Below are 17,787 nucleotides of genomic sequence, written 5' to 3'. Positions count from 1 at the left end.
CCGGATTATTTCAGGAAGTAACGGAACCAGCTCTGGAAGGTACTCTGTTTCACGAACTTTTCATCCTCGTCCGTGCTTTTAGGCTTCCGGGAATCAGACAGACTGGCTTTGCCTTTGTTGACCGAGTCATCGTCCTCTTCAGCCGCTTCCCGCATTTCCTGTTCGTATTTTGATTTTTTGGAATGCTTCGTCTGAGGGCCCCCGTCGTGGAAAATATTGGGAACCATGTTCTCATTTCCAATCCGAGACCCTTTACGCCGTTTCGGTTTGGCAGATTTCAAATCACCCGATTTCAGCGCCAGCAGGGAATCTTCGGGAACCGGTCTGAAATACATGCGCCCCCCTTCTGGCAATGCGTCTATTTCCACCTGGGCGTCAATATTCCCCTGACGGTGTGCCTGAAGAATCATGGCGGCAATATCAGGATAGCTGGCCCCCATCTCCACCGCGGTACGAATCACGACGGCAATATTCCGGGTGACTTTCTTTCGCTGATCTGGTTCACCCACTTTGTATTTACTGACGATAATATCATCGCTGCCAGCGGCCCCGGTCACCAGCACATCACCGGCCCGGACCGCCATCGGAACGCGGAATTCCTGTTTAGAACCAAACAGTACCACTTCCGGATGTTTGCGGTGCGTGATATGAATCATTGGTCCGCCGTTACGGCCATTACCACCATCTTTCTGATCCGGATCGTGGCTGGTTCCCTGTTCCAGTTCGGTCTGCAGTACGTGCAGCAGGAACTGACCATTCATGTCTTCACCTCGAATGAAGGGATCGTTTCTATCCAGGGTCCAGAGTGCCCGAAATGCTCCATAGCGTGTCTCGGCACTGGTCATACACATCAGGTCGCGGAGGTAGAGATGCGCTTCCGGTTCGTCAATCGCAGACATCGCTGCCAGCGAGTAAACGCGGAAGGCAGGTTCTTCGCGGGCCGCATCGGCCAGGTGTTTCAGCCCCGATCCGTCGCCCAGGTAGGCCAGTGCGACAGCGGCATGAAAGCGGACTTCGAGTAAGGGACTCTTGAGTGCCATCTTGAGAATCGGAATCGATTTCTTACCGATCGCTTCCAGCTGAATGGAGGCCCGTTCCGCTTTTTCCGGGATCATGATTTCTTCACTCAGCTTCTGCATACGTACGCGTTGTGCCACATCGGTTTCCCGGAAGGCAATATTCCGCACGACCTGCAGGTAACGTGAGTCGTTGTGTTTATAACGTGGTTTCAGTTTGAGGACCACTTTTTTGTCGGTCTTGGCTTCGGCCAGCGGTTCTTCGATGCCGAACTTGTCAAAGTGATGGAACCGGGCACCGATCTTGTTGGCGATACGTTGTGCGTTACGAATACTCTTAAAGTCATTACGCAGGTAGAGCGCCAGGTCCCGGTCATCCGCCTCGGAGAGGCCCCCGGCCAGAATTCGACCACGGCGCAGCATGCCGTTGGCGACCTGATCGTCATCGCCCATCGGCGGAATCAGGATCGGCCCCTTGGCCTTGGCCAGGATATGACCTTTGAGCAGACCGCGTCCCTGGATCATGGCCTGTTCAGCCAGGTAGGATTCCATCAGCCAGCCCCCTTCGAGGCTGGTCGCATCACTGTTACCGGGCAGGTAGACTTCGACGTCAAAGGTCTCCCCTTTGCGAATCAGCGGAGGGAGATAGGCTTTGACAATCACCAGTGCCGTAGACGGACTGCGTAAAATCATGTTCGGGTTTTTCACATTCCGACGACGCATCTCACGCAGCAGTGCTTCGCGGTGCACGGACGGAGGCGGATTGCCGCCGGTCCCTTTCAGGCCGGTCACCAGACCAACCCCCTGCAGGGCGATCAGGTTTTTCCCGGTAATCTGTGTGTAATCTCCCACAAAGGGCGTTTCGACTTTTGTCTCGAACTTTTCCAGCTCGGAATAATCTTCATCCTCATCCGGGCTTTGCGACCGCATGTTGACGTTCTTCAGCCAGCTTTGTGGCTTCAAATCGAGTTCCTGGCAACCGGCGAAAGGTACCGCCAGCATGATCAGCACGATGAATGGATTGACAAAGTTCTTCACAGTACGACCCCGTTTGTGAGAATGCAGTCTTTTCAGAATGTTCGTTCCCCACCTCAACCGGTCCCGGACGGACGATGATTACCAGGCAGCTGGACCGTTCGATGGAACGTGCCCCTGCATCAGTAGGATTACTGAATTGAACCTGAGGAATCAGACAGTGCCGGAATCGACAAAGTAGAAAACCTGAAGAGAAATTGAGATTTGATTTTGAGAGAGAGATTAATGTGGATCGGGAGCTTATGGCATACTGAAAAACAGGTCAAGAGGGATTTTTCATCCTCGGGTCAGGCAGAGTGAAGCGTATTTTCCATGCTCCGAAGCTACTTAAGCAGTTGCAGGAATTCAGTTTTCGATATCTTCTGGCTGTGGTCGGACGATGAACGGCGAGATGGAATCTCGAACTCCATCTTTGAGATTCTATTAAAAATATCGTATTCGCTGGGAGCTGAAGCTTCGAATAGAATTCGATCGGTAAGACGTGTTTCGCGTTCATCGAAACTCACGAGATCAGTGGGTTCAACCCGAAACGTTTTGGCGTCTTTGGAGTAGACGTCGATCTTGTCAGCGACAAGCTCCGTGGTTTTCTGATCGGAAGTGCTGAGCAGAGTGACAGGCCCCCGACGCAGGTTTTGCAGGACCAGATGTGTGCCATGCTGATCATGAAACAGAGCAGCCTGCTGTGCATACATCCGCAGTTGACCAGAGATGTTTTGAATTTCGATATCTCCCTGCAGCCTGAAGTACATCTCATCCGGATTTTTCCACGAAGCCTCAATGTTCCTGGCCATGAAACGCGTTTTTCCACACAACAGACAAGCATTACCGGAAATGACGATGCTGCGTCGACCTTTACTACGCAGCCGGACCTTCAAATCCTCTCCCTTTAAAACAAACGAACCAAACTCCAGTGTCTGATCATCGGTCACACTCACTTGATCATGCTCCGACTTCTCCTGGCGTTTAATCTCCTCTGCAGAACAGAAAGCCTGTAACCCGGCCAGGCATACCAAAATCGCGAAAAATCGAGGCAACATTCCTGAACTCCGTTTCAGATTGTTTGATACATTTCCTGAGAGAAACCAAGTACTTAAACCCAATGGCACTACGGTTTCCGGGCTGCGACCACCCAGTCCTCTGAATAGATTTTGACCACAGCAAGTTCGATCCCACTGAAGAAATCAAACGGATTTGGCTGTCCATCAGTAACCTCAAGCCGATCTGCAGGCGTTGCTGGCAGCACTTTTAACGTGACGTGATCTGTGGGATGAATCAGCAGGGCATCCAGATTTTTATACATCAGATTGATGTGATCCGCGCGAATCCGAGTTGTTTGCGTCCCCTGGGTCATCGAAAGTGTTACCTGTTCTCCCTGACGGGACAGCAGCCTGAGATAGCGCCGTCCTTTCTCCAGAATCGCTCGCTGCGCAGTCATCCGCAGCTGATCCTGTTCATTTTCGATTTCCACATGCCCCTGCATCAAGATCCACTGATCGTTCGGACTTTTATAAGAAATCTCAATCTGGTCTGCTGAATATCGAGTCTGTCCACAGAACAGCCGGGCATTTCCTTTGAGACTGACGATGCACTGATCGTCTTGAGTCATCAGGATTTTCAGTTGCTCTGCCTCGACTTCAAACGGAAGTTCTTTCAGGGATTTCGTTTTCACAGGACGCGGCGTATAGGTATTTTTCACAAAATACTTACGACCAGGAACGAAACCATCAGCCAGGCACAAATCGGTAATTCCACTCAGACACAGCAGGACAGCAACAATTCGGATGAGCATTTCTGAACTCCATTTCAGATTGATTAGTACGTAATTTGATTCTTCAGGAGACCGTCAGGCAGATGTAGCCGTTAAAAATCCTTCCGGGTTCTGGGAGCCGGACGACTGCTGGGGCTGAATAAATCGGTTTGAGGGGAAAAACTCGTCTGTGCTTTACGCGGTGCATAGTCGGGAGCCGGGCCCGGGAATGGATCGTTCCGGGGCTGTTGCAGTACGGGAAAATCGTCTTCCGGAGTCTGCTTCCGTTCTGAAATTTCCACCGGACCGCTCGATTTGATGAAGACCGTTTCCTGGTCAGTAAACTGGATTTGTATTTCCGTGGCGATCAGTTGATTTACCCTGGAGCCCTCGTACCGGTTTAACTGCGCCAGTTTGTCTTCTCGCCCTTTGAGTAAGAGGGTCTTCGCCCCAAAATCAAATTTCGCCTCCGTCGCCTTGGCGCGCAGATGGTCCCCAGGACTGACAATGCTGACATGCTCCTGCAGTTCCAGCACCAGTTGATCCAGTGCTGTATAAACGGCATGGATCGAATTTGCTCTGACTGTGATCTGGTCAATCTGGATCATGGCCTGACCGTTTAAGTTGATCTCACGCCGACCACCTCGCTGAATCTTATAGTCGATTTCTTCTGCCTTGAGGTCGATCCCCTGCAAACGGAGCGAGTGCACTTCGTGGGAGGGCCCTGGTTTTGATTCTTCCGCTGCTTTCTCTGCTGCCAGACCAGAAACAGAGAGCGCGAGGATACTCAGAGCACTCAGACAGGACGAAAAAACGTAGTTACGCATGGCTTGTCTCCACTAATTGCGTGAGAAGGTTCAGAGTCCGGGGCAGGCTCTGGCCAGTGTTCTAACAGACAGTTTTGAGAGGGTCCATGCCAATTGTGAGCGTTTTCGACTCCTGGGCCGATTGAGGAATATCTGGACTGCAGGAGTTTTCAAATGATGCGGTTTCCGACATGATATGAGTAGCAAGCTTAGTGACCACAGTTTAAGAAGTTACATCAATCCTGATTCCTGCGAGAGTCCTCCTATGAAATTACCACAAAAATATCTTGTCAAAATTACAATCCCCCTGCTCCTGGCCACTTTCTGTACTGCCGGCTTCCTGTACGCCGACGGTCCGAAGGACAACCTGCCCGACCAGGTCCGCCGCATCCCGTCACTGGGTGTCGAAGTGCCCGAGAAACAGCGGGCTCAGTTGGAAGCGGGACTGGCGAAACTCAAGTCGTCACTCGATCAACTCAAAAAGGCCAAGGATGCCCGCATTCGCTTCCTGATCCCGGATGTCGAGATCTACCACCGGGCGGTGCGCTGTGACCTGGAGTTTCAGGAGTTTTTCCACGAACGGGAAATCGGCGCTGGCCTGAAGCTGCTCGAACAGGGACAGGAACGGGCCGACCAGCTGCTCAAAGGGGAAGCCCCCTGGACGAAACAGACCGGCCTGGTTGTTCGAGGTTACATCTCGAAAATCGATCAGACCGTCCAACCCTATGGCCTGGTCATTCCGGACAGCTACACTTTCTCGGGCAAAAGCCAGTACCGCTGTGACCTCTGGTTCCACGGACGGGGCGAGCGGCTGAGCGAAGTCAACTTTATCAATCAGGCACAACGTTCCCGCGGACAGTACACGCCGACCGATACGATCGTGCTGCATCCCTACGGGCGTTACTCGAATGCCTTCAAGTTCGCCGGCGAAGTCGACGTGCTCGAAGCCCTCGAATCCACGAAAGAGAATTACCGCATTGATGACGACCGCATCGCCGTCCGCGGTTTCTCAATGGGGGGAGCCGCCTGCTGGCAGTTTGCCGTCCATTACGCGGACCGCTGGTTCGCTGCCAACCCGGGAGCCGGCTTCTCAGAAACGCCGCTCTTTCTGGATGTGTTCCAGAATGAAGAACTGAAACCAACCTGGTACGAGAAAAAACTCTGGCAGCTCTACGACTGCCCCGGTTATGCCCTCAACCTGTTTCAGTGCCCGACCGTCGCCTACAGCGGCGAAATTGACAAACAGAAACAGGCAGCCGACGTGATGGAAGGTGCCCTCGCCAAGGTGGGTATCGACATGGTTCACATCATCGGCCCGGATACGGCTCACCGGATTCACCCCGATTCCAAAGTGATCATCGAACAGAAAATGGACTCCCTGGCCCGCGTGGGTCGAGAGCGGGTGCCACGCACCATTCACCTGGTGACCTATACCCTCAAATACAATCGGATGGACTGGGTCACAATGGATGCCATGGGAGAAGAATGGACCCAGGGCCGCATTGACGCCCGCCTGCCGGGTGGTAATCGTGTCGAAGTCAAAACCCGGAATGTAACGGCTTTCACGCTGAAGATGGCTCCCGGGGAAGCACCGCTGGATATGACGCATCCTGTCACCGTGAAAGTCGACGGTACAGAACTGAAAGCCTCCCGCCCGTTGTCGGATCGTTCGTGGCAGGTCTCGTTTCATATTACTGACGCCGGCTGGCAGGTCGGTCCTGCACAATACCCAGAGGGGCAACTGGTCAAAAAGCATAATCTGCAGGGACCGATCGACGATGCCTTTATGGATTCGTTCATCTTCGTCTCCCCGTCCGGCAAGTGTGCTTCTCCTACTGTGGAGAAATGGGTGCAGTCGGAAATGAAACATGCGATCGTGCACTGGCGACAGCAGTTCCGCGGCGATGCCCGCGTGATGAAAGATTCACAGATCACCGACAAGGAAATTGCTGCGAGCAACCTGGTGCTGTGGGGCGATCCCCAAAGCAACGCGATCCTGAAGAAAATCGCCGACAAACTGCCGATTGAGTGGAAGCAGGACGCCATCGTGGTGGGCGACAAACAGTACGCTGCCGACCATCATGCTCCTGTGCTGATCTTCCCCAATCCGTTGAATCCCGAGAAATACGTAGTGCTCAACAGCGGGTTTACCTATCGCGAATATGCGTATCTGAACAACGCCCGCCAGGTCCCGATGCTGCCCGACTGGGCAATCATCGATCTGCGGACGCCCGCCGGCAGCCAGTATCCCGGCAAAGTGGTCGATGCCAGTTTCTTCGACGAATTCTGGCGTTTAAAATAGTCCTCACGGATCCCCGGGCAACGCGCCCGGGGATCTTTCAAGTTCGACTCTATCTGGATGGTGAATTCTCTCATGAAATCCCTCACGAAACTGCTGACAGTCGTTTTAATACTGGTACTGACCCGATCGGCTTCTGCCGAGGTGGCGTATCTGAATCCCTCTGCCGAAACAGGTATCTCCCAGTGTGCTGTCGTGAAAAACAGAGTGCTGGCTCATACCTCCCAGATCCTCCCCCTGAATTTCAAGGGGGGGAAAGTGGTGCCGGGTAACGCCGGCGATCAGACCGGGCTGGTACTTGAAAACCTGGATTACCTGCTGGGGAAAGTGAATGCAACTCTCTACAAGATTGTAAAACTGAATGTCTACGTGGCCCGTGAAGAGCTCGTTCCAGAAGTGAAACAGCGGTTGATCAAAGAGCTGAAATTCAAGGTCCAGCCAGCCTGCACGTTCGTTGTCAGCCAACTCCCGGATCCCCAGGCGCTGGTCGCCATGGATGTGGTCGCCGCACTCGACTCAGACAAAAAGATATCCAAAACCGAGATTTATAATGACAACGTCTCCGGTTTTCGCGTCGCCCTGCTGCCGGCTGGCCGGACTGCCTATATCTCGGGCCAGGCTGTCAAAGCAGACACGCTGGAAGAGGCCACGAAAAAAACCATGGAGGAACTGCACCAGACACTGAAATATCTGGGCGGATCGCCGGAAAACATCGTTCACCTCAAAGCTTTTCTGACGCCGATGAAACAGGGCAACAGTGCAATGGATGTGATCGACGGCTTCTTTCCGGAAAAACGCCGTGTCCCTGTTACGCTGGTGGAATGGTTCTCCACACTGCCCATCGAGATCGAGATGATCGTCGCCCTGCCCGAGCCGGCGGCCGACTCGCGTCCCGCAGAAACCGTGGTCTATAAAACGCCGACCGGCATGAAAGCCTCACCCGTTTTCAGCCGGGTGGCAATTGCCGAGGTCAGCGACCGGATATATGTTTCGGGGCTCACTTCCAAAGAGCCGGGTAATTACAGCACGCGGATCCACAGCGCCTTCGATCAGCTGAAAGCAATTGTGACCGAAGCGGGCAGCGACATGCAGCACCTGGCGAAAGCCACCTATTACGTCTCTGAGAATGAAATCAGCGGCGACTTCGGTAAGATCCGCCAGGAATACTACAATCCGAAGCGGCCCCCCGCGGCTTCCAAAGCGACTGTTAAAAGCGTAGGGATTCCCAACCGGATTCTGCTGATGGACATGATCGCGGTCCCGGTGAAGTAAGCGGACACAAACCATTCCCAAAATAAAAAACGCCCTGTAATCACAGGGCGTTTTTTTGTTATTGAACTGTTCCCGTAAAACGGTCCGCTTAAGCGATAATGTCGTGGACGATGCGACAGGGCTGACCATCGATCAGCGTCTGTTCCGCACCATTGCGGGTGAAGGTCAACCGCTCGGCATCGAGACCGAACAGATGCAGCAGGGTAGCGTGGTAGTCACTGTGGCTGACTTTGTCTTTGATCGCATGATGACCGAAGTCGTCGGTCTCGCCATAGGTCATGCCGCTCTTCAAACCGCCGCCGGCCAGCCACATGGTGAAACCGTAGGTGTTATGATCGCGGCCCTGCTTGGCCATGCCTGCATCATTCTGAATCACGGGCAGGCGGCCCATTTCACCACCCCAGTGAACCAGGGTCTCATCGAGCAGGCCGCGCTGCTTGAGGTCTTTGACCAGACCTGCGGAGGGCACATCCACCCGCTTACAGGTTCGCGGCAGAGAAGTCCGCATGCTGGTATGGTGATCCCAGTGCTGGTTACCAGTCATAATCTGTACGAAGCGGACGCCCCGTTCGATCAGACGGCGGGAAATCAGACAGCGTTTACCGAACTCGGCAGATTCCGGTACGTCAATCCCGTACATCTTCTGAGTCGCCAGAGTTTCCTGGCTCAGGTCGAGGGCCTCGGTGGCTGCAGTCTGCATCTTGGCTGCCAGTTCATAGCTGGCGATGCGGGCCGAAAGATCGTCTTCACCCGGATGCTGGCTCAGGTGCCGCTGATTCAGCTGGCCGAGGAAGTCGAGGTATTTTTCCTGGGCTTTTCCACTCAGGTGTGGCGGCGCATTCAGGTTCAGAATGCGGGGTTCTTTAGGTCGGATGACAGTTCCCTGATAGAGCGAAGGCAACCAGCCGTTGGTCCAGTTATCGACGCCCAGCACAGGTGCTCCGCCCGGATCGACCATCGCGATGTAGGCTGGCAGGTTTTCGGATTCCGATCCCAGCCCGTAAGTCAACCAGCTCCCGATCGTCGGGCGACCAGGGAGAATGCGACCGCTGTGCATGGCGTAGATGGATTGACCATGATTGTTCACGCCGGTATGCATCGATCGCATCAGCACGATGTCGTCGACGACTTCACTTAAGCCAGGAACCAGTTCGGACAACTCAGTGCCGCATTCACCGTGCTTTTTGAATTTCCAGGGGCTGCCCAGCACTTTGGAACTGGCCTGGGCGGCGTTGTCGTATTTGATGTCACCGGGGAATTTCTTGCCGTCATATTTCTGCAACATCGGCTTGGGGTCGAACATGTCCAGGTGACTGGGTCCGCCCTGCATGAACAGGGAGATCATCGCCTTAGCTTTGGGTGGGTGATGCGTGGGCTTGGCCGTTAAGTCAAACTGCGTCTTGACCAGTTCGGGACGCACAACCGGATTCTTCGCCTGGGCCTGTTCGTGATTGAGCAACCAGGACAGGGCGACCGAACCGATGCCCATCGAACTGGAGGCCAGAAAGTGACGGCGGGAATGCGGGGCTGACAGGGAGGGTTGATTATGCATGTTGCGATACCATTCGAGTATCTGAAGTTTCAAAACGTAGATGACTGACGAGTCGCGTGGCTGAAAAGCAGCCTCAGGCCTCAGTCGACATACAGGAATCCGTTACTGCTGAGCAGTGCCTGGCAGAATGTTGCCAGTGCCAGTTGTTCCGGAGTTTTTCCTGCACTGTTTTTCTGATCTTTAAATTGAGGAATCTGTGAATCGATAAATTCAATCGACTGTTTAATTTCCTGTTCGGTCGGTTCCTTCCCGTAGGCCAGCATCCAGGCCAGCTTGACCTGTTCGGCTTTGTTGCCAGCCCGTTCTTTCTGCAGCCGCTCTGCAAAATATTCCGCATGCTCGACCATGAAGCCGCTGTTCATCATCAGCAGCGACTGGGGTGCCACGGTGGAAGAAGACCGCTTTTCACAGTTCGGTTCCATTTTGGGTGCATCGAACATATCCAGCACTGCCAGCGGTTTACTGCGGCTGACCGCAACATAAACACTGCGGCGGAACTGGCGGTCGTCCATCTTGATGTCCTTGCCCTGGCGACCGGCGGAATCGACATTGGCGATGCCGACCACGATCTGGCCGACTTCGTCTTCTTTAACGGGGACCGGCTCACCATACAGATCATTCTTCAATTTGCCGGTGACAGCGATGATCGAATCGCGAATTGTTTCTGCTTCGAGACGACGGACGGGCATGTGGCCGTACAGGAGGTTGTCGGGATCGACGACATCGTATTCATCGGACCGCTGGGAACTCTGCATATAAGCGTTCGAAGTCATCAGCATTTTGTGCAGACGTTTGATTTTCCAGCCATTGGCTACGAAATCGTGTGCGAGCCAGTCCAGCAGTTCGCGGTGCGTGGGAGGAATTCCCAGTTTGCCGAAGTCAGTTGGCGACGCCACGATGCCTTTCCCGAAGTGATGCAGCCAGAGTCGGTTCACGAAAACGCGGGCCGTCAGCGGATGCTCGCCATTGGTGATGTATTTCGCGTAAGCCAGGCGGCGTCCGGTGGTGGGAATGTCTTTGTTCTGAACTGGAATGTCGACCTGCTGCTTGAGATTTGATTTGACGACCGACAGACCTGCGGGCTGCAGCTCGTGTTTGGGCTGTTCGAAGTCACCGCGGTTAAAGAAGAAGGTCTTGGGCACTTTTCCGGGAACTTCGGTGAGCACACGAATGAATTCTTCTTTCGGCTTTTTGTCACGGATCTTGGCAGCTTTATCGCTGTACTCCTTGAGGATGGCCGTCGTCTTCAAATCGTTGAAACGTTTGGCTTCGTCTTTGAAGTGTTGAACCTGAGCGGCTCCTTCGGGATCGAAATCCTTCAGGTTTGTCGTGGAAACTAAAAGGCCCGGGAATTCTTCAATGACCTTCTTCTGTTCTTCGGTCCGCTTTTTGGCATCAGCCTTCTGAGCGGCCAATGCGAGTGCTTTGCGATCTTCGGGAATTTTAGCCAGGGTCTCTTTTTCGACTTTCGCGACCAGATCGCGGGCCAGTTCCTTGGACTTCTGAGTGGCTTTGCTGGACAGTTCGTATAAAGTCCGATCGTAGAGATAGAGCGAGCCGGCAGAGAGTCGATTGATGCGGGGATAATTCTTCAGCAGGGCGACCTGCTCTTTGGTCCGTTTGTTACCAGGAGTTTTATAAGCTGTGCGGGCAGCCTCCTGCTTGTCTTCCGGAACATCCAACAGTTCCCGCTCCAGTGTGCGGTCGATGAATTTGTTGACCAGTTCGGTGCGCTCGGCGAGTACCTTCTGGGCTTCTTTTTCCAGTTCGTTAGCCTGCTTGCGGTCCTCATCAGACATGATCGAAATCCGACGCCCCGCGGGGGTCCGCCAGTTCTTCCAATCCAGGGCCGGCTCAAAAATGGCGCGGAAGCGATAGTAATCGTTCTGCGGAATCGGATCGTACTTGTGATCGTGGCACTGGGCACAGGCAACGGTCATCCCGAGAATCGAAGAAGAAACGATATCCACGGTATCGGTCACGACCTGGTTTTTCGCGACTTCTTTTTCGGCAGGGTTGCTGCCGGTGCCGTCGGGAGCCATCCGCAGAAAACCGGTAGCCACCAGCTTCTGCATGTCTTCCGGGCTCAGCTTATGATAGGGCGGCTTGACCATTTCATCGCCGGCCAGCTGTTCCTGCAGAAACTGATCGTAAGGTTTGTCTTCATTGAAAGCACGGATCACATAATCGCGGTAGCGGAATGCCCAGGGACGTTCCTGATCCTTATTGTTGTAGCCTTCGGAGTCGGCATAGCCGGCCACGTCCAGCCAGTGACGCCCCCAACGTTCGCCGTAGTGCGGCGAAGCGAGCAGACGATCGATCAGCTTTTCGTAGGCGTCCGGGCTCTTGTCATCCAGAAACTGTTTCAGTTCCTCTGGGGTAGGAGGCAGACCGATCAGATCGTAAAACGCGCGTCGCGCCAATGAGGCTTTGGAAGCCTCTGCTGTAAAGGTCAGGTCTTTTTCTTCGAGCTTAGACAGCAGGAATGCATCGATCGGCTGCTTGACCAGCTTGGGCTGTTTAACTTTGGGAACGGGATAATTTTTCACCGGCTGAAACGACCAGAAGGCCAGATCGTCGGGAGCGAGATAATCCTCACCGATTTTATCGGGTTCGGGACGCAGCGTGTGAGCGCCCTGATCGATCCATTGTTTGAGAATCGCGAGTTCTTCCTCGGGCATGTGCTTGCCTTCGGGGGGCATCTCTTTGGCTTCGATGCGGGCGATCAGTTCACTTTCGCCACTCTTTCCCGGCACGATGGAGGGGCCACTGTCGCCCCCTTTTACCATGAAGCGTTTCAGACGGAGATCCAGGCTGCCTTCCATTTCGCCATTTTCTCCATGGCAGTGCAGACAGTGGACCTTGAGGATCTTGCGCACGTTGTTTTCAAAGGAAAGCGTTTCCACTTTTTTATCGGACTCAGCAGCCTGGGCTGAGGTCAGACAGACAGAAACAGAAAACAGAGACGCCAGGAAAAGTCGACCGTTCATGGAAGATGACTCTCGTGGTAATGGTTTATGGTGAGGGCTACCCGACAGAGCCGGGCAGTCTAAATGGAGGGCTCATCTGCAACTCAAAGGTTAATAATAACTAAAAGTTGCTTATATATTATGGTATCGGTTTTACCTCTCAGTGCAAGAGAGGAATTTCAAACGAGTTCGATTAATCAGAAACGAAAAAACTGTCCGGGTTAAATCAAAAAGAGCGGTTCGGTGACTTTTACCAGCCTCCGAACCGCCCAGAAATCCATAAAGCATTATTTATCAGAGACTTACAAAACTGATCATCCCGTCACCAGTTTTTCCATGAACTCCCCTTCGTTCAGAGTGGGGCGTTCGGGGCTTCCTTTGTGGCGGTACTCCAGCTTCATATTGCTCAAACCCAGCAGGTGGTAAATGCTGGTGTGGATATCTTTGACGTGCATCCGATCTTCCACGGCATACAGGCCCAGTTCGTCGGTCCCGCCGATGGTCTGGCCTCCTTTGACTCCACCGCCTGCCATGAACATGGTGAAGCCGGTCGGGTTGTGATCGCGGCCGTCTCCCTTTTCACTCATCGGGGTTCGCCCGAATTCACCACCCCAGACGACGAGTGTGGAATCGAGCAGACCGCGCTGCTTGAGGTCTTTCAGCAGACCGGCAACACATTTATCCATTCCCTTACACAAAGCAGAGTGCCGTTTTTCAATTCCGGAATGGGAATCCCATTTACTGCCGGCTCCGTTATAGAGCTGCACGAAACGGACGCCCCGCTCGACCAGTCGGCGTGCCAGCAGACAGTTGGTCCCGTAGACTTTGGTCTCTTTCTCGTCCATACCATACATTTCACGCGTGGCCTGGGTTTCCTGACTCAGGTCGACGGCCTCGGGAGCAGCGGCCTGCATGCGGAATGCGAGTTCGTAGGACTCGATGCGGGCATCCAGTTCGGACTGCTGCTTGCGGGCAGCGGCGTGCTGCTGATTCAGTTTGGCAAGCAGATCCAGCTTACCCGATTCCTGAGTCGCGAAGACATCGTCGGGGCGATACAGATTCGAGATCGGTTCCTTTCCTGTATTGAGGCGGGTTCCCTGGTAGACGGCGGGAATGAAAGCGGTCCCCCAGTTGCGCGGACCGTTCACCACCGTGCTGTTGTTGTCCTGGATGACCACGAAGGCGGGCAGGCTTTCGTTTTCGGTTCCCAGACCATACGTCACCCAGCTCCCCAGCGAAGGTCGCCCGGCGAGCGGAATGCAGGTATTCATCTGGCAGACTCCGCCGGCATGGTTGATGCCGTTGGTCCAGCAACCACGGACGACAGCGATGTCATCCACACAGGTCGCGATGTTGGGCAGCCAGTCAGAAACCCAGGTGCCTGCTTCGCCGTGCTGTTTCCATTTACGCTTGGAAGCCAGCAAAGGTGCGTTGACTTCTCCCATCGCGGTGATCGGCTTTTTATAGCTGGAAGGCAGCGGTTGGCCAGCCAGTTTCTGCAGGGCCGGTTTGGGATCGAACATATCGATGTGGCTCGGGCCCCCTTCCATGAACAGAAAAATCACGCTCTTGGCGGTCGCCGGGAAGTGTGTCTGCTTTGCTGACAGAGGCGAAAGAGGTTTAGTCGCAATCTTTGTGGCAGCGCCCGCCTGCTGTGCCAGCATGGCGTTGAGCGCGATTCCACCGAAGCCGGCCCCGGCCTGCATGAGCAGCTGACGGCGATTGACGACCGTATTGATATCCTGATATTGATTACTCATTAGATTGTCTTTCCGCAATAGCGTTTAATGGTCACAGATGTTAAATCGTGTTGCTGTTTCCTCATTAGTCGAGATACAGAAATTCGTTGGAGTTCAACATCACATGACACAAGTCAACGAGTGCCTGCTGCCGGGCATCGGCGCCCCCGGATCCTGCGGGAGCCGACAGATGCAGACGGTCAGCCAGACTGTTTTTCAGCAGTCCCTGCTTTGTATTAAACTGCCAGAAACCGACCACAGATTCGGGTCGCTGATCCGGCTTGTTGATCCACAGTTCATCCTGAGTTAAAGCAGCCTTTGAAAGCCGGAAGTTGTCGAGCATTCCGTTCCAGCGGCTGCCGGACGTCTTTTCGCGACCGCCCAGGATGAAATCGTGTCCGGGACGATAGTCGCTGACGACTTTATGCTTTACCGCAGCGGTCTGCAGCGGCTGTTTGGAATCGAGGGCCTTCACATAGAAGTGAATGCCGGACTCTCCGGTCTCTGAGATGTCGACAGATGCCGCGACGTAGTAAGGCTTATTGAGTTCCAGGTGAATATTCGAAGGCACAACTTCGTAAGTCAGCTTGCCCTCTTGATTCTTACCGACAAACTGCAGAATCAGGTTCCGCGGTTTATAGGCTGATTTCTGACTGGTGACACCCAGCGACCAGCCCTGCTGTTTATTGTTACCGGTCCAGTGAGCGGCAATCGTATTCACAGCGGCGTTTTCGTAAATGGAATCCAGTTGCACCATGGCTTCAATCGTGAAGTCCTGATCGGGCAGTGCCTGGGCCGAAGAGATGTGCAGGTCGTTCAGCGTCGAACCTTTGCCCAGTTTGACGGCTTCCGCATCGGTCTGCGTCATCTGACCGACATAGGTTTTCTGCTGCGATTCAGCAGCCGCTTCAACGCGTTTCTCCTGCGATTTCAGGAACCCGAGCAGTAGATCGACTTCAGCCGGCTTCGGTTTTTTGCCGTAGGTCTTCTGATGCAGATACGTCACCAGTTCCCGGTCATCTTTGAAGGACTGTGATTTTACAGAACGGGCCATGGCTTTGGCACGCGCCAGGAACCACTTTCCGTTGAGCATCAGCAGGGCCTGATTGGCCGTGGTAGTCACATCACGCTGGGCGGTACTTTTGATGCCGCCCGGCAGGTCAAAGGCACCGAGCACTTCATCCTGTTTATTCCGTTTCATGATCGTATAAACGCTACGTCGTGGCTGGCTGGCACTGACGCTGGGGCCTCCCAGTTTCGTGTCCAGCTCACCGGAAATGAACAGCGCTGCATCCCGAATGTCTTCTGCATTCAGACGGCGGATGTTGCCCCGCCAGTGCAGACGGTTCTGGGGATCTTTGAGTTCAGCCGGTCGCGGATTCGGGTGGAACGACGACAGGCGATATGTTTTGGAGTTCATAATCAAACGGTGCAGACTCTTGATACTCCAGTTGTGATCCACGAAATAGGAGGTCAGCCAGTCGAGTAGTTCGGGATGCGTGGGCGCTTCGCCCATGTGTCCGAAGTCGTTTGCCGTCGCCACCAGACCGGTGCCGAAATGGTATTGCCAGACCCGGTTGGTCATCACGCGGGTGGTCAGCCGGTTATTCGGATCGACCATCCAGTTCGCCAGTGCGGTACGGCGACCGGAGGAATGCGGGGCGGTTGAGATCTGCATGATTTCCGCCTCGCCCGGCTTCAGCAGCGAGAGGAACCCGGGATCGATGGGCGTGTGATTGGGATCATCGGGGATCGTGGTCACAGGCGGTGCGCCGGGTGCATCGGTCACGCTCATGCCGGTGGGCAGTGGTTTGGGCTTCAGGTCATCGAAAGCAGCCAGCTGCTTGAGCAGTTCTTTGTATTTTTTGCCGTCATCCTTATCGCTCTTCTTCAGAGTATCCAGCGCCCTGCTTTCCTGAAGGTCTACCTGCCGCTGTACGAGATCGGCCAACTGGTGTTCCAGCGCGGTCCGCTCTGCCTGTGGCTTAGCCATGATTTCCTGCAGATCCGGCGGGAACATTTTGATCTGATTCTGGGCAGCCCGCTCCAGCTTACTTTTAGTCAATTCATCAATCTGAGCGCGAACGTCAGCCGTCTTCTTCTCCCAGATCTCCAGTTTGCGATTGTATTCCGCCCGTTCTTTCGGTGTGGCAAACGGAACGTTATCGCGGGGCATCAGCGGGGCGAAGAAGGCCCGCAGACGGTAGTAGTCCTGGTTGGGAATCGGATCGAACTTATGATCGTGACAGCGGGCACAGCCCATGCTGACCCCCAGAAACACATCCCCGGTGGCATCGGTAATGTTATCCAGAATGTCGTTCCACTGGGTGCGGGAGTCGCGCTGGTTGTATTCGTAGAGGTAGTGCCTCAGAAATCCGGTCGCTGCCAGGGCCTTGGGATCTTCGGGGGCAATTTCATCGCCGGCCAGTTGTTCTTTGACGAACTGGGAATAAGGCTTGTCTGCATTGAAGGACTCAACGACATAGTCGCGGTAACGCCAGATTTCGGGACGGAAGGCGTCCTGATTGAAACCGTCAGATTCCGCGTAGCGGACGACGTCCAGCCAGTGACGGGCCCATTTTTCTCCATAGTGCGGACTTTCCAGCAGCTCATCGATCAGACGCGGCCAGGCATCGGGAGAGGGATCATTAACAAAAGCGTTGACCTGTTCCACGGTAGGGGGCAGACCAATCAGGTCAAAATAGGCGCGACGGATCAAATCAGTCCGGCTGGCTTCATCAGCGGGAGTAAGCCCGGCCTGTTTCAGACCACGATAGATGAAGGCATCAACCGGGTTCTGCGACCATTGTGCATTCTTAACCTGGGGAACTTTGGGCTCTTCGACCGGCTGAAAGACCCAGAAGCTGCGATCTTCATCCGAAAAGAAGGTTTCATTTTTCCGCTGTTTGATTACGTAGTCTGCGTTCTCTGGCCAGTAAGCGCCTGTATCCACCCAGCGGGTGAGCACGGCGATCTCTTTATCAGAGAGTTTCTTTTCGGGCGGCATTTCGTACGAATCGTAGTTGATCGCTTCAATGAGCAAGCTCTCGGATGACTTACCGGGTACGATCGAGGCAGAGCCGCTCTCGCCTCCCTGCAACATCGCCTTGAGCGAGTCCAGTCGCAGTTCCCCTTTCTGCTTCTTCTCGCCGTGACATTCCAGGCAATGTTTAATCAACAGCGGGCGCACATTCTTTTCAAAGAAATGCATCTGTTTCTGATCAACGGGTGTGTTCACAGCTTGATTTTTTTCGGCTGCGTGAACCGCAGGTACCGACATCAACAACAACAGGCTGACAGCAAGGAGTCTCATGAATTTAGTCTCTTTCATTTAGCGACGCTGAAAATAAAA

The 17,787-nt window shown here is 54.1% G+C and carries 10 protein-coding genes; 2 read left to right on the top strand and 8 right to left on the bottom strand.

Annotated elements, in window-relative coordinates; translation table 11 throughout:
• Nucleotides 1-5: 5 nt before the first annotated feature.
• The 4 genes from Enr10x_RS04265 to Enr10x_RS04250 all read right to left on the bottom strand — a co-directional run bounded on the left by Enr10x_RS04265 (nucleotide 6) and on the right by Enr10x_RS04250 (nucleotide 4,625).
• Entirely contained in the window at nucleotides 6-2,054 is a 2,049-nt protein-coding gene (locus Enr10x_RS04265) for a flagellar basal body P-ring protein FlgI (RefSeq protein ID WP_145448254.1), read from the bottom strand.
• Nucleotides 2,055-2,374: 320 nt separating this feature from the next.
• On the bottom strand, nucleotides 2,375-3,088 hold the full coding sequence (locus tag Enr10x_RS04260) for a hypothetical protein (RefSeq protein ID WP_145448253.1): 714 nt from the start codon (nucleotides 3,086-3,088) through the stop codon (nucleotides 2,375-2,377).
• 68 nt (nucleotides 3,089-3,156) lie between these two features.
• Nucleotides 3,157-3,840, bottom strand: coding sequence for a hypothetical protein (locus tag Enr10x_RS04255; protein WP_145448252.1), 684 nt, complete (start codon nucleotides 3,838-3,840; stop codon nucleotides 3,157-3,159).
• Nucleotides 3,841-3,911: 71 nt separating this feature from the next.
• The gene (locus Enr10x_RS04250) at nucleotides 3,912-4,625 is read right to left on the bottom strand and encodes a hypothetical protein (RefSeq protein WP_145448251.1); all 714 of its coding nucleotides are present in this window, start codon (nucleotides 4,623-4,625) and stop codon (nucleotides 3,912-3,914) included.
• 244 nt (nucleotides 4,626-4,869) lie between these two features.
• Here Enr10x_RS04250 and Enr10x_RS04245 point away from each other — a divergent pair, with 244 nt between their 5' ends.
• Together Enr10x_RS04245 and Enr10x_RS04240 are read left to right on the top strand one after the other, a co-directional pair.
• On the top strand, nucleotides 4,870-6,906 hold the full coding sequence (locus Enr10x_RS04245; protein WP_145448250.1) for a prolyl oligopeptidase family serine peptidase: 2,037 nt from the start codon (nucleotides 4,870-4,872) through the stop codon (nucleotides 6,904-6,906).
• A 72-nt stretch (nucleotides 6,907-6,978) separates the two neighbouring features.
• The gene (locus Enr10x_RS04240; protein ID WP_197997478.1) at nucleotides 6,979-8,175 is read left to right on the top strand and encodes a RidA family protein; all 1,197 of its coding nucleotides are present in this window, start codon (nucleotides 6,979-6,981) and stop codon (nucleotides 8,173-8,175) included.
• Between the two features lie 88 nt (nucleotides 8,176-8,263).
• Here Enr10x_RS04240 and Enr10x_RS04235 read toward each other — a convergent pair whose 3' ends face one another.
• From Enr10x_RS04235 to Enr10x_RS04220, 4 genes are all read right to left on the bottom strand, one after another.
• A complete protein-coding gene (locus tag Enr10x_RS04235) occupies nucleotides 8,264-9,727 on the bottom strand; it encodes a DUF1501 domain-containing protein (protein WP_145448248.1) in 1,464 nt (487 codons plus the stop codon).
• An 80-nt stretch (nucleotides 9,728-9,807) separates the two neighbouring features.
• Nucleotides 9,808-12,717, bottom strand: a complete 2,910-nt coding sequence (locus Enr10x_RS04230; protein ID WP_145448247.1) for a PSD1 and planctomycete cytochrome C domain-containing protein — start codon at nucleotides 12,715-12,717, stop codon at nucleotides 9,808-9,810.
• A gap of 293 nt (nucleotides 12,718-13,010) precedes the next feature.
• On the bottom strand, nucleotides 13,011-14,456 hold the full coding sequence (locus Enr10x_RS04225; protein ID WP_145104311.1) for a DUF1501 domain-containing protein: 1,446 nt from the start codon (nucleotides 14,454-14,456) through the stop codon (nucleotides 13,011-13,013).
• A gap of 64 nt (nucleotides 14,457-14,520) precedes the next feature.
• The gene (locus Enr10x_RS04220) at nucleotides 14,521-17,748 is read right to left on the bottom strand and encodes a DUF1549 domain-containing protein (RefSeq protein ID WP_197997477.1); all 3,228 of its coding nucleotides are present in this window, start codon (nucleotides 17,746-17,748) and stop codon (nucleotides 14,521-14,523) included.
• Between the last annotated feature and the right edge of the window lie 39 nt (nucleotides 17,749-17,787).

This window comes from Gimesia panareensis, assembly GCF_007748155.1.
GTDB lineage: Bacteria > Planctomycetota > Planctomycetia > Planctomycetales > Planctomycetaceae > Gimesia > Gimesia panareensis.
The sequence above is the reverse complement of the archived record's forward strand: the minus strand, read 5'-3'. Positions and strand labels throughout refer to the sequence as shown.